Origin of the sequence: Kitasatospora sp. NPDC057904 (genome assembly GCF_042887925.1) — a bacterium.
Taxonomy (GTDB): Bacteria; Actinomycetota; Actinomycetes; order Streptomycetales; family Streptomycetaceae; genus Kitasatospora.
The window spans coordinates 84,065-97,731 of sequence record NZ_JBHVOL010000022.1; the positions used below are offsets into that span (position 1 = coordinate 84,065).

Annotated in this window: 15 protein-coding genes; 9 read left to right on the top strand and 6 right to left on the bottom strand. The window is 72.8% G+C overall.

Annotated elements, in window-relative coordinates; translation table 11 throughout:
* Positions 1–4 precede the first annotated feature (4 nt).
* The 4 genes from ACFVSN_RS36680 (at position 5) to ACFVSN_RS36695 (ending at position 3,062) form a co-directional block, all read left to right on the top strand.
* Positions 5–268 carry a hypothetical protein gene (locus ACFVSN_RS36680; RefSeq protein WP_380496836.1) on the top strand — a complete coding sequence of 88 codons (264 nt, stop codon included), beginning with the start codon at positions 5–7 and terminating at the stop codon, positions 266–268.
* Positions 240–767, top strand: coding sequence for a DUF6879 family protein (locus tag ACFVSN_RS36685; RefSeq protein ID WP_380496835.1), 528 nt, complete (start codon positions 240–242; stop codon positions 765–767). The genes ACFVSN_RS36680 and ACFVSN_RS36685 overlap by 29 nt, the downstream gene beginning before the upstream one ends.
* Before the next feature lie 23 nt (positions 768–790).
* Positions 791–1,639, top strand: a complete 849-nt coding sequence (locus tag ACFVSN_RS36690; RefSeq protein ID WP_387957744.1) for a helix-turn-helix domain-containing protein — start codon at positions 791–793, stop codon at positions 1,637–1,639.
* Positions 1,640–1,928: 289 nt separating this feature from the next.
* A complete protein-coding gene (locus ACFVSN_RS36695) occupies positions 1,929–3,062 on the top strand; it encodes a methyltransferase domain-containing protein (protein ID WP_387957746.1) in 1,134 nt (377 codons plus the stop codon).
* 128 nt (positions 3,063–3,190) lie between these two features.
* Here the strand turns inward: ACFVSN_RS36695 and ACFVSN_RS36700 are convergent, their stop codons facing one another.
* The 3 genes from ACFVSN_RS36700 to ACFVSN_RS36710 all read right to left on the bottom strand — a co-directional run bounded on the left by ACFVSN_RS36700 (position 3,191) and on the right by ACFVSN_RS36710 (position 4,510).
* Positions 3,191–3,403, bottom strand: coding sequence for a DUF397 domain-containing protein (locus tag ACFVSN_RS36700; RefSeq protein WP_387957748.1), 213 nt, complete (start codon positions 3,401–3,403; stop codon positions 3,191–3,193).
* Positions 3,404–3,477: 74 nt separating this feature from the next.
* Positions 3,478–3,684: a DUF397 domain-containing protein gene (locus tag ACFVSN_RS36705; RefSeq protein WP_387957750.1), complete on the bottom strand. Its 207-nt coding sequence runs from the start codon at positions 3,682–3,684 to the stop codon at positions 3,478–3,480.
* Positions 3,674–4,510 (bottom strand): helix-turn-helix domain-containing protein, encoded by an 837-nt coding sequence (locus ACFVSN_RS36710; RefSeq protein ID WP_387957752.1) that lies wholly within the window; start codon positions 4,508–4,510, stop codon positions 3,674–3,676. The genes ACFVSN_RS36705 and ACFVSN_RS36710 overlap by 11 nt, the downstream gene beginning before the upstream one ends.
* A 117-nt stretch (positions 4,511–4,627) precedes the next feature.
* On the opposite strand from ACFVSN_RS36710, the gene ACFVSN_RS36715 reads away from it, so the two are divergent.
* The 4 genes from ACFVSN_RS36715 (at position 4,628) to ACFVSN_RS36730 (ending at position 8,573) form a co-directional block, all read left to right on the top strand.
* Positions 4,628–4,819 (top strand): hypothetical protein, encoded by a 192-nt coding sequence (locus ACFVSN_RS36715; RefSeq protein WP_387597257.1) that lies wholly within the window; start codon positions 4,628–4,630, stop codon positions 4,817–4,819.
* Positions 4,819–5,070, top strand: coding sequence for a hypothetical protein (locus ACFVSN_RS36720; RefSeq protein WP_387597254.1), 252 nt, complete (start codon positions 4,819–4,821; stop codon positions 5,068–5,070). Before ACFVSN_RS36715 ends, ACFVSN_RS36720 begins: the two co-directional genes overlap by 1 nt.
* Positions 5,071–5,153: 83 nt before the next feature.
* The gene (locus tag ACFVSN_RS36725) at positions 5,154–5,615 is read left to right on the top strand and encodes an NUDIX domain-containing protein (protein WP_387957754.1); all 462 of its coding nucleotides are present in this window, start codon (positions 5,154–5,156) and stop codon (positions 5,613–5,615) included.
* Between the two features lie 159 nt (positions 5,616–5,774).
* On the top strand, positions 5,775–8,573 hold the full coding sequence (locus ACFVSN_RS36730; protein WP_387957756.1) for a M4 family metallopeptidase: 2,799 nt from the start codon (positions 5,775–5,777) through the stop codon (positions 8,571–8,573).
* Here ACFVSN_RS36730 and ACFVSN_RS36735 read toward each other — a convergent pair.
* Complete coding sequence (locus ACFVSN_RS36735; protein ID WP_387957758.1) at positions 8,543–8,866, bottom strand: DUF1330 domain-containing protein; 324 nt, start codon at positions 8,864–8,866, stop codon at positions 8,543–8,545. The two genes, ACFVSN_RS36730 and ACFVSN_RS36735, sit on opposite strands and share 31 nt — an antisense overlap.
* Positions 8,867–9,230: 364 nt before the next feature.
* Here ACFVSN_RS36735 and ACFVSN_RS36740 point away from each other — a divergent pair, with 364 nt between their 5' ends.
* Positions 9,231–11,402 (top strand): trypsin-like serine protease, encoded by a 2,172-nt coding sequence (locus ACFVSN_RS36740; protein WP_387957760.1) that lies wholly within the window; start codon positions 9,231–9,233, stop codon positions 11,400–11,402.
* Positions 11,403–11,467: 65 nt separating this feature from the next.
* Here ACFVSN_RS36740 and ACFVSN_RS36745 read toward each other — a convergent pair whose 3' ends face one another.
* Positions 11,468–12,394 carry a hypothetical protein gene (locus ACFVSN_RS36745; RefSeq protein ID WP_387957762.1) on the bottom strand — a complete coding sequence of 309 codons (927 nt, stop codon included), beginning with the start codon at positions 12,392–12,394 and terminating at the stop codon, positions 11,468–11,470.
* Positions 12,395–12,602: 208 nt separating this feature from the next.
* Positions 12,603–13,625 carry an SPFH domain-containing protein gene (locus tag ACFVSN_RS36750; RefSeq protein ID WP_387957764.1) on the bottom strand — a complete coding sequence of 341 codons (1,023 nt, stop codon included), beginning with the start codon at positions 13,623–13,625 and terminating at the stop codon, positions 12,603–12,605.
* Between the last annotated feature and the right edge of the window lie 42 nt (positions 13,626–13,667).

Sequence of the window (13,667 nt, forward strand, 5' to 3'; positions counted from 1 at the left end):
CACCGTGGACCTTCAGTTCGTCGGGATCGACCCGAACACGGAGCACGAGGGATCGCCGACCGTGTGGGTGGACCGCGACGCGGGGGAGATCGTCGTCCAGGGCTGGAAGCCGGACGACGCGATGCTCGCCGCGATCGGCACCACCGAGTGGACCGCCGGACACGGTAGCGGAATCCCGGCGACGGAGGCCGTGGTCCGCATCCCCACCCGGATGATCCCGATGCTGAGGAAGGCCTGCGATGACGCCGAACGTGCCGAGCTTCGCTGAACTGCTGCAGGGCGCCCAGCGCTCCGCCGTGCACCTGGAGATGCGCGACACCTACGCCGGCCAGGACAGCGGCGGCTTCGCCGAGTACCTGCGCAGCGGGTACGCGAACACCGACACCACCTCCCCGCACTGGTCGCGCTGGCGCGCCATGGTGACCGAGGCCACCGACCGGGACGTGGCGCTGCGCCGGGCACGCATCGTCTCGGAGCCGGTCACCGACTACATCCGCTACGAGCACGCCCTGACCGTGGCCAACGTGGATCTGGGCGAGGAGGTCCGGTGGCTGTCCCGCAGGCAGGCCTGCGAGATCGCGCTGCCGGGCAGCGACTTCTGGCTGTTCGACCAGGCGCGGGTATTGTTCAACCACTTCACCGGCGACGGTGCATGGGCCGAGCCGCGCCTGACCTACACCGAGGAACCGGCCGTGGTGAGGCTCTGCTCCACCGCCTTCGAGGCGGTCTGGGAGCGCGGCGTCCCACACGAGAAGTACACCGTCTGACCCTCGCTCCGGACCGCCCGCGGATGTACTCCTCCCCGTCCTCCAGTGCCGAAGCCGCCCGGCGGGCCGTCGCCGCGCGGCTGCGCGACCTGATGCTGGACGCCGGCCTCAACGGGCAGCGACTCGCCGCCCGCTGCGGCTGGCACGAGTCCAAGACCTCCCGCATCCTCAACGCCAGAAAAGCCCCCTCCGAGGACGACATCCGCGCCTGGTGCGCCGCGTGCGGCGCCGACGACCAGGTCCCGGACCTGATCGCCACCGCCCGTGCCGTCGACTCGATGTACATGGAATGGCGACGACTGCACCGCAGCGGCCTTGCCCGCACCCAGCAGCAGAGCCTCGACCGGTACGCCAGGACCGCACTGCTGCGCGTCTACGCCTCCAACGTCATCCCGGGCTTCCTCCAGACCCCGGCCTACGCCACCGCGCTGTTGAACGGCATCACCCGGTTCAAGGGCTACGCCGACGACGTCACCGAGGCGGTCGCCGCCAGAGTCGCTCGCAGCCGCTTCCTGTACGAGGGCGGCCACCGCTTCGTGGTCGTCCTGGAGGAAGCCGTCCTGCGCCACCGGATCGGCGATCCTGCCGCGATGGCCGGCCAACTGCGCCACCTGATCACCTTGATGCCATTGCCCTCGCTGAGCCTGGGCATCATTCCGTTCGGAGCCGAGCGTGCAGTGTGGCCGCTTGAGGCCTTCTACCTCTTCGACGCCTCAAGCTGCTCGGTGGAGACGCTCACGGCGGAGATCAGCGTCACTCAGCCCCGCGAACTCGCCGACTACGCGAAGGCGTTCACCGAGCTGTCGCAGATGGCCGCGCACGGGGACGCCGCCCGGCGCCTGATCGCCGATGCCATCGGCGTCCTCGGATGAAGGTGCGCAAGAATCCGCAAGTGCGTTGAGTGATCGCGACGTTACTCCCTAATGTCGTGGGTGCCGCTCTGCGGAAGGAACCGGGGCACTCGCCCTGAGGGCCCGCAGAGCGGCGGCCACCCCTTGGAGAGGAGCCGGTGATGGAGACGGTCGCACTTGATGGCGGAGGGCACGGCGGCGGCGGTGGCGGGGACGGCGGCGACGGGCACCCTGGGACGCCCTGGACGCCGCCGACCGACCCGCCGTCCCCCGACGGCAGCACACCGCCCGGCGACGGAGGACACAAGAAGTGACGCTCGCACCCGAGCAGGAGGGCCGCCCCGCGCCAGGGCGGTCCTTCCCCATCGCCGACGCGTGGGCGACGGCCTTCGACGCCGTCCCGCGCTCGCTGTTCCTGCCGGACCTGATCTGGGCCCACGACATGGCCACCGGGAAGAGCCGGCCCCTCGACCGCACCGAGGACGAACGAGGCTGGTTGGCGGCCGCCGCCGCGGACATTCCGATCGTCACCCAATGGGACGACGGCGCTCACGCCGGCCGGAAACCCGGCACGGTGCCGACCAGCTCCGCCTCGATGCCGTCGCTCGTCGCCTCGATGCTGGACGACCTCCAGGCCGAGCCGGGGATGCGGGTGATGGAGCAGGGCACCGGCACCGGATGGAACAGCGCATTGCTCGCCCACCGGCTCGGCGACGCGAACGTGACCACCGTCGAGATCGACCCGCTCGTGTCCGCCCAGGCCCGTGCCGCCCTGCACGCCGCCGGCTACCAGCCGCAGGTCGTCTGCGGGGACGGCGCGCTCGGCCACCAGGCCGACGTCCCGTACGACCGGATCACCGCCACCTTCGGGCTGCGCGAGATCCCCCAGGCGTGGATCGAGCAGACCCGCCCCGGCGGGCTGATCCTGGCGCCCTTCGGCACCCACTACTCCAACGCCGACGCCTTGGTCCGCCTCACTGTCCACGGCGACGGCACCGCGAGCGGCCCGTTCCTCCAGCCCGTGGAGTTCATGAAGATGCGCTCCCAGCGCCTGCGATGGCCGGACAACCCCGCAGACGGCGGCACCGTCGCCGAACACATCACCGCTGCCGCCCTCCCGTCGCACAGAAAGTTCGACCCGTTTCCGCTGGCCGCCGGGCTGCGCCTGCGCGACGTGACGCACGCGATCCAGCCGCACCAGGACGGTGCCCGCACCCTGTGGCTCTACTCCCTTACGAGCCCGGCCTGGGCCGCAGCGACGTTCCGCGACGGTGAGAGCGTTCACCTGGTCCGCCAGTACGGCGGGCGCCGCCTGTGGGAGGACTTCGAGCGGGCCCTCATCTGGTGGCACGACACGGGCGAGCCCGGAGTCGAGCGTCTCGGACTCACCGTCACCCCGGACGGCTGGCACGCCTGGCTCGACGACCCCGCTCAGACGATCTGACCCTAACTCGGCCCTGCCGCCCCAGGGCTGGGGCGGCAGGGCCGAGAGTGAGAAGTCGGCGGGGCCGACTTTTGGCGCAGGGCCCTGCCGCCCCAGGCGTTGGGCGGCGGGGCGGGGAGCGGTGGTTGTTACTGGGTGTCGAACTCGCCGGTGCGGATGGCGGTGATGAAGGACTGCCAGGCGGCGGTGGGGAAGATGAGGGCGGGGCCGCTCGGGTCCTTGGAGTCGCGGACGGGCATGACGCCGGTGAAGCCGGGGGCCACCTCGATGCACTCACCGCCGCCGCCGCTGTAGGTCGACTTCACCCAGCGGGCCGTGCTCAAGTTGATGCTGTCAAGCATTTGATCCCCTTCCGAGCAACGCAGTGGGCCCCGCCGCCCCATGGGTGGGGCGGCGGGGCCGGGAGCGGTGGTTGTTAGCGGGCGTCGAACTCGCCGGCGCGGATGGCGGTGATGAAGGACTGCCAGGCGGCGGTGGGGAAGACGAGCGCGGGGCCGTTGGGGTCCTTGGAGTCGCGGACGGGCATGACGCCGGTGAAGCCGTCAGCAACCTCCACACACTGGCCGCCCTGTCCACTGCGAGTACTCTTGCGCCAGCGAGCGCCGTTTAGGTCAAGGTGCACTTTCGAATTCCTTCCGTACTGCGCGGATCAGCTCAAGTGACGCGGCCAAGGGCAGCGCCTCAACCTGGAGCCGATCGTAGTCCTTGGCCCACCCTGAGAGGATCTCGGGATTGCGCTCGAGGAAGCCGCGTTGGTGGGTCTCGGAGTAGCCGAGCAGGGAACGGTTGGGCATCGTCAGCAGAGTCACCGGGTGGGCGAACGGGCGATCCTCGCCAAGACTGATGGGTGCCACCTGGATAGTCGTGTTGGCCTGGCCGGCCAGACGCTCAAGGTGCGCCAATTGTCCTGCCATCACGGCTCGACCACCGATCGGCCGGCGCAGGCTCCACTCGTCCAGCACGGCGTGGACGTGGGGAGGAGAGGGCCGGTTGATCCGTTCCTGGCGGATGAACAGAAACCGAATTCGCTCGTTGGCATGCTGCTGCGTGGCTGTGCCTCGCTTGACCGGAGCTTGTTCATAGGCGGCGGCGTACTCGGGTGTCTGCAGGAGGCCCGGGATCACTCCGACTTCGAAGAGCCGAATCGCGACGGCTTCGGCTTCCTTGTCGGCGTACTCGGGGAAGCCCTCTATCAGGATGCTGTGTTCGAGCTGGTCGAGCATCAGAGCGAGGGTGCCGCCGGTGTCCAGGTACGCGTCGGCGACCTCCACGAACTTGCGGCTGGGCGCGCGGACGCCGCGCTCGATGCTGGAGATGTACGCGCCGGAGTAGGAGATCGCGGTCCCGAGCTGGGTCTGGAGCAGCTTGCGTGCCTCACGGAAGCGACGCAGCTGGATCCCGAGCGATGCGTACGGGGACGATGTGGGGTCAAGCCTCTTGCGGTTCACGGTGTTTCCCAACTGAACCAACTTGAACTGGCGACTACAGATGCTTCCCCACGCAAGGGGCGATCCGCAACCCTTTTCTCGACAGAGCGTAAATGCTTGATTGCGAAGGGTGCTCTCATGGTGCTGTCCAGACTCCACGGCTACGGGGTGCGGTGGGACTCCGATGCCCGGTGTTACCGGGTGCGGAACGAGGTCACGGGGGAGTGGCTGCGCTGTGGCTCGACCGGTGAGCTGGCCTCCTTCCGCTCGTTCTGTGCCGCGTTCTCGGCGTGGCGGATGTTCGAGGTGCACCGCAGGACCGGTGTGTGATGACCTCGATGCTCAAGCGGGCGACGGCCGAGCAGCGCCGTGAAGCCGCCCTCGTTGCCGATGACTTGGCGGCGGTCCTTGCTCTCGGTGGGGCCAAGTTGCCCTCTCTGGAGGTGGATTGGTACTTCGGGTCCCGCACTGGCTGTTACCTGATCTCTCTCGGGGCGGCCCGTGTCGATGAAGTCCTCCGGATTGTCGAACTGCTTCGCAAGGGGCTGCACTTCGAGCGCCTCGCCGCCGATGACGACTGAACTCGCCGTCCGCCTGGCCTGGCTGTTCGGCTTCGCTGCCCTGATCAACTGGTGTTTCTGGAATAGGAAGTAGCACCCCCCCAATGCGCGACCCCCGCCTCCTCGCCAAGCCGCCCGTGTGCCGGCTCGGCTGCCTCGCCCTCGTCCGCAACCCCTGCGGCGATGTCCTGCTCGTCGACCCCGACTACATGGACGGGCTCATCCTCCCCGGCGGCGCCGCCCGCCCCAACGAGCCCCCGCACGAGGCCGCCGGCCGCCACCTCGCCGAGCAGACCGGCATCGGCGTGCGGCTCACCCACGTCCTCGCGGTCGACTGCACCCCCGCCGACCGCTACCTGGAGCGCCTCAACCTCGTCTTCGACGGCGGCACCACCGCCCAGGAGCTCACCGTCCCGCCCCAGCACCGCAGCGGACTGCTCGGCGCCCGCTTCGCCCCCGTCCAGCAGCTCGGCCAGGTGATGGCCCCCGCCCAGGCCGCCCGCCTCGCGGAAGCGCTCACCAATCACGCCGTCCCCCTCCTCCTCCACGGCCAGCGCGCCGCCTGATCCCCGCGCGCGCGGGAGGCGGGGTCGGACAGCCGGCGATAGGTAGTTGTTCGACATATAAAGAGCAATGGCTTATGTTCGTGACGTGGACGTGGCGGGCCGTCACCGACGGGCCCGCCACCGCCGATTCCCGTGTTCCCGTTCCGTGAGAGGAGCGCAGTGCACCGTCACGCCCGCACGCCCCGGACGCTCGGCGCCGGCATAGCCGCCGCCCTGAGCCTGGCCGCCCTGGCCGCCTACGCCGCCCCGACCGCCACCGCCGCCCCGACCGCCGCCGCCGACACCGCGCCCGCCCAGGCCCCCGGCGACCCCGTCCCCGGCGTCGTCGCCGGCCAGGACACCGCCGCCCCGCAGCTGGTCACCGGCCTCGCCGACCCCGCCCCCGGCAACCCGGCCGACGCCGCCCGCGCCCACCTGGCCGCCCACCGCGACCGCTACCAGGTCGACCCCGCCCAGCTCGCCGAGGCCGGCACCGAGAGCGCCCCCGACGGCCGCCGCACCGTCCGCTTCCAGCAGAACGAGGGCGGCGTCCCGGTCCTCGGCGCCCAGTACCTCGTCCACCTCGCCGGCGACGGCGCCGCCCAGCACGTCGAGTCGGCGGGCGGCAAGTACTTCACCGGCCTCACCGCCCCCACCACACCCACCGTCCCGGACGACCTGCTGCGCACCGCCGCGCTCGGCGCCCTGCCCGACGCCGCCCGCGCCAAGGCCACCGCCGACGACGCCGGCCTGGTGATCCTGCCCGACGGCGCCGGCCGCCTGACCCGCCACTACACCGTGCGCGGCGCCGGCGCCGACGGCGCCCCGCTCACGCGCGACGTCTACGTCGACGCCACCGCCGGCGTCGTCGCCCTCGCCCACGACGCCCGCACCCCGTCCACGGCCACCGCCGCCGCCCGGCCCGAGGCCGTCGCGCCCAACGCGGCCGCCCCCGACCCGGCCCCGGCCACCGTCACCCCCGCCACCGGCACCGCCCCCGACGTCCACGGCAAGAGCGCGAACGTCAACATCGGCAAACTCCCCGACGGCACCTACCAGTTCACCGACCTCACCCGCCCCGCCGCGATCACCACCTACGACGCGGCCGGCCGCGACGTCGGCGACTTCGGCACCATCCCCGCCGACGCCCGCCCCGCGAGCTCCCCGACCCCCGACTTCCCGGCCGCCACCGGCACCGACGGCGCCACCGACGCGCACCTCAACGCCGGGATCGTCTACGACTTCTACCGCGACCGCCTGGGCCGCCTCGGCCTGGACGGCAAGAACGGCCCGATCGTCTCCGTCGTCGACGTCACCGCCGGCGGCCGTCCCTACCCCAACGCCTACTGGGACGGCAGCAAGATGATCTACGGCAGCGGCAACGACACGTACTACCCGTTCTCCGCCGCCCTCGACGTCTCCGCCCACGAGATGACCCACGGCGTCATCGCCAACAGCGCCAACTTCGCCTACCTCGGCCAGTCCGGCGCCATGGACGAGGGCCTCGCCGACTACTTCGGCAACGCCATCGAGGTCACCACCCGCGGCATCGCGATGAACGACCCCAGGGCCGCGCTGCTCGGCGAGGACCTGTGCCGCACCGGCACCCCGCAGGCCTGCGCCACCCGCCACCTCGACGACCGCCACACCACCGTCGACGACTACGTCGGCGCCTCCCTGGCCTCCGACAACGGCGGCGTGCACCTCAACTCCACCATCTTCAGCGGCGCCCTGTGGGACATCCGCCGCACCCTCGACCCGCTCACCGCCGACCGCGTCGTCTACCGCGCGCTCACCGAGTACATGACCCCGCTCGACGACTTCGTCGCCGGCCGCAACGCCGTCCTGGCCGCCGGCCGCGCCGACGGCCTGACCCGCGCCCAGCTGCGCACCGTCGCCGCCGCGTTCGACGCCCACGGCATCAAGGCCGGCTGGCAGCACCGGCTCGGCCTGGACAGCCGCACCCTGCTGCGCGACATCACCTCCACCATGGCCGCCCCGGTGGCCGCCGACGGCCACTGGGTGATGCTGGGCAACACCGACGCCACCCGCAGGACCACCGCCCTGTACACCGGCACCGTCACCGGCGGCGGCACCCCCGTGCGCCTGAGCCCGGACGACGGCCGCTACCACAGCTGGGCCGCCACCGACGGCACGAGCGCGGCGTGGCTGGCGGTCGGCAAGGACGCCCAGGGCGTCTTCGGTTTCGAGGTGCTGGCCGCGCCGCTGTCCGGCGCAGGACCGGTGCGCAGCGCCTACCGCTCCACCAACCAGCAGCCCGGCAACATCCGGACGGCCGGCGGCGACATCGCCTTCACGCTCCGGGACTTCGCCACCGACACCACCCGGATCCACGTCGTCCACGCCGACGGCTCCCCGGAGACCGTGATCCCGCTGCCCGCCGGCCACCACGCCGCCGGCCTCGACCTGAGCGACGGCGTCCTCGCCTGGACGGAGGGGTGGACGTCCGGCCAGGACTACGTCACCGCGCCGACCGCCTACTCCCTGGCCGAGGGCAAGGTCACCGCCCAGTACGTGCCCGCCGACCCGAAGAACCTGGCCGACTCCGTCCACCTGGCCGGCGGACGCGTGCTGTGGGTCCAGAGCCCCGCCGCCGGGCGCGCCACGATCCGCTCCGGCGCCCTGGACGGCTCCGGCGTCACCGACCTCCTGCCGGCCGCCTCCACGGCCCCCGAGCCGGCCACCCTGACCGTCTCCGACCGTGCGGTCACCTACGTCTCGCGCACCGGACGGGTCACCGACAACTGGACCAACGCGCAGACGGCCAAGCTGTGGCAGCTCCCGCTCACCGGCGGCACCCCCGAGCGCGTCTCCTGCGACCGCGGCTCCCAGGACGCGCCCGCCGCCGACCGCGGCACCCGCGTCGTGTGGCTCGACGCCACCGCCGGGCGCACCGACCTCGTCACCCGCGAGCGCCCCGCCGGCGCTCAGTGCACCAGCGAGTCCGCGCCCCGGTAGCCCTGCGGGACCCCGTCGGCGAAGATGGCGTCGGCGTCCATGTGGCGGGTGCGCAGCGGGAGGATCTCCCGGTAGGCGGGGGAGTCGTACCACGCGCGCACCCGCTCCCGGTCGGGGAACTCGATGACGATGACGTCGGTCCCCCAACTCCCCTCGACCACCTCGACGTTCCCGCCGTGCACCACGAACCGGCCCCCGAACGGCTCCAGGGTGGCGTCGATGCGCTCCAGGTACTCCACGATGTCGGGCCCGAACTCCACCGACCTGACCTGGGCGATCGCGAACGCGCTCATCAAATCCTCCTCGGCCTACCGCTGTTGTCGTCTGCTGTTCCGTGCTGACGTCGACGACGGTAGGCCGTGGCGTGCCGCGCCCGAATCCGTCACGCATAGGTAGGGTGACCGGCCATGGCCCCCGTCGCCGGGACACGCGAGGCCCCGCCGGGACGCCCCGCGGAGCCCGCGCGGCACGTCGGGTTCGGCCCCGGTTCACCCGAGGTTGCCGATGTGGCGCTTTGGTGTCGATTTGCGCTTTGACGTGCAGGGATGGAGTCGATACCGTCCGGTTGATCATCTTCACGGCCGGCTCTGGGGGGCGTTGGCGTCTCCCCCGGCGTGTCCTTCCTCGGGAGAGTTCGTGCAGCGCAGAATGCGAAGAATGGCCTGGCCCGTGGGCCTGGCGGTGGCGATACCGGTGGTGGCCGGGTCGGTTCCGGCGGTGACGGCATCGGCTGCGGATGCCGTCGCACCGGCGGTGGTGGAGGACTTCTCCTACCCGGGCGCCGCGAAGGTCCTGGCGGACCACAACATCACCCTCAAGGCGGGCGACGGGCACATCGTGCTCGCCGACTGCGCCTCGGGTCCGGGCCTGGTGGAGCTGTACAGCCGCTCCGCGAACCCGAGCCAGGTCTGCTTCAGGATCACCGGGCGGACGGGGTACCTGTCGCTGGAGATCCCGCAGATCTACAACATCAAGGGCGACGACCACGCGATCAAGGCCACGCTGAACACCGCGGGCACGGTCACCAGCGTCGACGTCAACAAGAACGCCTGGACCCCGGTCGGCGAGGGCGGCACCAGCGGCTCGACCACGCTGCTGGAGCTCAACGCCACCGACGGCCCCGCCGCGACGGCCCCCGCCGGCGCCTACCCCGCGGTCGGCGCCCTGACGATCGGCCAGCCCGGCCGCCCCGGCTCGCGCGCCTGCACCACGACCCTGGTCGACCCGCAGTGGGTGCTCACCGCGGCCGCGTGCTTCGGCGACAAGCCCGCCGCCGGCGCGCCTGCGGCCCAGAGCACCGTGACGATCGGCGGCCGCACCATCCCGGTCGTCGAGATCGCCCCGCGCACCGACCGCGACCTGGTGATGGCCCGCCTCGGCGCGCCGGTCTACGACATCACCCCGGTCGCCGTCTCCGCCACCGCGCCCGCCACCGGCGAGGACCTCACCGTCGCCGGCTACGGCCGCACCGCGACCACCTGGGTTCCCGCCGCGCCGCACACCGCCGCGCTCACGGCCGCCGCCGTCAGCGCCGGCGCAGTCGACCTCACCGCCAAGACCGCCGCCGACACCGTCTGCAAGGGCGACTCCGGCGCACCGGCGCTGCGCGCCAAGAACGGCGGCTTCGAGCTCGCCGCCGTCACCAGCCTCGCCTGGCAGGGCGGCTGCCTCGGCGAGACCGAGACCCGCACCGGCGCCTCCGAGGCCCGCGTCGACGACCTCGCCTCCTGGGTGACGGCCACCGCCGCGTCCTCCGGCACGCTGATCAAGCCCGGCACCAAGCTGACCGCCGGCCAGTCGATCACCGGCCCCGGCCTCAAGCTGACGATGCGCGCCGACGGCGACCTCGTCCTGACCCACCGCCAGGCCGACGGCGGCGTCCTGTGGGACACCGCCACCGGCGGCAACAACGGTGCCTGGGCCTACATGCAGCCCGACGGCAACTTCGTCGTCTACAAGGCCGACGGCAACCCGGCGGCCGGCACCGGCGCCCTGTGGAGCACCTACACCTTCAACAACCCCGGCGCCTACCTGAAGCTGCAGAACGACGGCAACTTCGTCCTCTACAAGGGCAACGGCGGCGAGGGCGCCGGCGGTGCCCTGTGGTCCACCAGCACCTTCCGCGGCGACGCCACCATCACCGGCAACACCCGCATCTCGGCCGGCCAGTGGCGCGAGGGCCCCGCCTCCGTCCTGGAGGTCCAGAAGGACGGCAACGTCGTCCTCTACCGCCGCAGCGACGGCGCGGCCCTGTGGGCCAGCGGCACCGCGAACAACCCGGGCGCCTGGGCGTTCATGCAGACCGACGGCAACTTCGTGGTCTACAAGGCCGACGGCAACCCGGCGGCCGGCACCGGCGGCCTGTGGGCCAGCGGCACCTACGCGTTCGGCGGCAGCCACCTCAAGCTCCAGGACGACGGCAAGCTCGTCATGTTCAAGAGCGGTGACGAGACCCTCGCCACCACCGTCTGGAGCAACGCCACCCTGCGCCCGATCACCCAGCTCAACCCGGGCTACCGCCTGAACGCCAAGACCACCTGGCTGGAGATGCAGTGGGACGGCAACCTCGTCCTGCACCGCAACAGCGACGGCGCCGCCCTGTGGCAGAGCAACACCAGCGGCTGGGGCAACTTCCTGAAGATCCAGCAGGACGGCAACGCCGTGGTCTACAAGCTCGACGGCACCACCGCCCTGTGGAACTCCGGCACCTTCTGGTCCGGCGGCTCCTACCTGAAGCTCCAGGACGACGGCAACCTCGTCGTCTACAAGGCCGACGGCGGCGAGGGCATCGGCGGCGCCATCTGGAGCAGCAACACCTTCGTGAAGTAGTGCAGTAGTACCGGGCCCCGTTCCTCCCGCTCCGGCCGGGGGAGCGGGGCCCTTTTTCTTCCGGCTCAGCCCAGCAGGCGCAGCCTGGTGGCGGCGATGCCGACGCGCACGGTCTGCCCCCAGGTGAGGTCGAGGGCGTCGGACTCGATGCCGTCGCCGAAGGCCACCAGGTGCTCGGACTCCACCGTCAGCGCCAACTGCCGCCCGCCGTCCAGCAGTCCGTGGACCCGGCTGGTGCCGGTGGCCGGGGACGGCCAGGCCTCGCGGACGAACCAGGCCAGCGCCGGGGCGCCGGGCGCGGGCAGGGCGAGCGGCGCGCCGCGCTCCAGCCACGCCGAGCGGCACCAGCCGGTGGCGCCCGTCCCGGTGCCCACCAGGACGCCCGACGACGCCTGCGCCTCGGCGGCGTCCCCGGCGCTCCCGGCGCCCTCGGTGTCCCCGGTGCCCCCGACCGCCAGGCGGTAGCGGGCCGTCTGGTGGCCCGGCTGGCCGACGTACACCTCGTTGAGCGCGAGCAACCGCTGGCCGTCGTCCGCGACCGCCTCGACCATCGTCCGCTCCTCCACCGCCCCGCCCCCGCCCGGCACCGCCCGCAGCAGCGGCCCCAGCACCCGGGCGCGGTGGCGCACCAGCACCCCCGGATTGCGCCCCGGATCGGCGTCCACGCCGATCACCGGCTGCCCGGCCAGGTACTTCGCGGCGTTCGCCACCAGCCCGTCCTGGCCGACCACGACCACCACGTCCCCCGGCTCGAACAGGAACCGCGGCAGGTCCGCCCGCTCCACCCGGGTGCGCCGCCACTCCAGCGGCACGGCCGCCGCCGCCTCGGCCAGCGCAGCGCCCTGGCGCAGGTGGCGCTCCTCGACCTCCTCGGCCGAGCGGCCCCGGGAGGCCAGGAAGAACGCCGCCTGCCCGGGCGTGCCGTGCCGGGCCACCAACTCCTCGTACTCGGTGCGCCGGTGCACCAGCACCACGCGCGGGGCGAGCGTCACCGGTCCACCCCCGTCGTGGCTGCCTCGGCCGTGTCCGACCCCGTCGCGGCCGTCCGCGCCGTGTTCGCCCTGGCCGTGGCAGCCCCCGCCGCGTCCGCCCCCGCCGCGTCCGCCCCCGCCGGGCCGGCCCCGCCTGGGCCACCGCCGCCGGGTGCGCCCGGCCGGGCGGGCGGCGCGTCCGGGGTGGCCGGCGCGCCCGGAACGGGCGTCATCGCTGCGCCCCCGCGGCTCCCGGGGCCCCCGCGCCCAGGCGGGCCAGCAGTCCGGTCAGCACGTCCGGGGTGAGCGTCACGCTGTCGATGCGCGGCAGGTGCTCGGCCAGCCGCATCAGCGCCAGCGCCCGCAGCACCGCCGGGTCCGCCTGCTGGTGGGCGCCCAGCCACGCGGCCTCCGCGGCCGCCCGGGCCTCGCCCAGCCCGCGCGCGGCCTCGGCCTCGGCGGTGGCCAGGCGGGTGCGGCGCAGCGCCTCGGCGTCGGTGCGCACCCGGTCGGCGGCCGCCTCCTCCTCGGCCTCCAGACGCCGGTTGGCGCCCTGCCGGGCGAGCAGCTGCTCCTCGCGGCGGGCGAGTTCGATGCGGTTGGCGAGTTCGTTCTCGGCGATGCCGCGCTCGTGCTCGACGGCCACCGCGCGGCGCTCGAAGGTGGCCCGGTCGGCCTCCTGCTGGACGAGTTCGCGGGCCGGGGTGCGCAGCGCCCGTTCGACCTCGGGTTCGGGCCGCAGTGCCACGACGCGCACGGCGATGACGGCCAGTCCGGTCTCGGTCAGGCGCGGTTCGCCGGCCAGTCCGTGCGCCATGCGTTCGCGCACCGCGTCGACGCCGTCGGCGAGGGCGGCGGCGAGCGGGGTGCGGGCGAGCAGGCCGAGGGCGTGCTGCTGGGCGGTCTCGGTGAGCAGGGTGGCCAGCTGGTCCAGGGGCGCGGCCCGCCAGGCGCCGGTGTCGGGGTCGATGCCGAAGTCGACGCGGGTGGCGGCGGTGGCGGGTTCGGCGATCCGGTAGGTGAGGGTGGCCTGGACGGTGACGTCCTGGAAGTCGGCGGTGCGGGCGTGGAAAAGCATGGCGAGCTCGCGGTCGTCCACCGGGACCTCGGAGATCGCGGCGGTCAGCGGCCGGAACCAGAACGCCAGGCCCGTGCCGTCGTGGGCGACCCTGCCGCGGCGCAGGTGGCGGATGTGCGCGGTGGGAACGGCGCGCAGGTGGCGCATGCCGAAGCGCCTGGTGATGTCGGCCATCGTGGAACCCCTTTTCGTCGCATTGACGATATGGGGCGACCC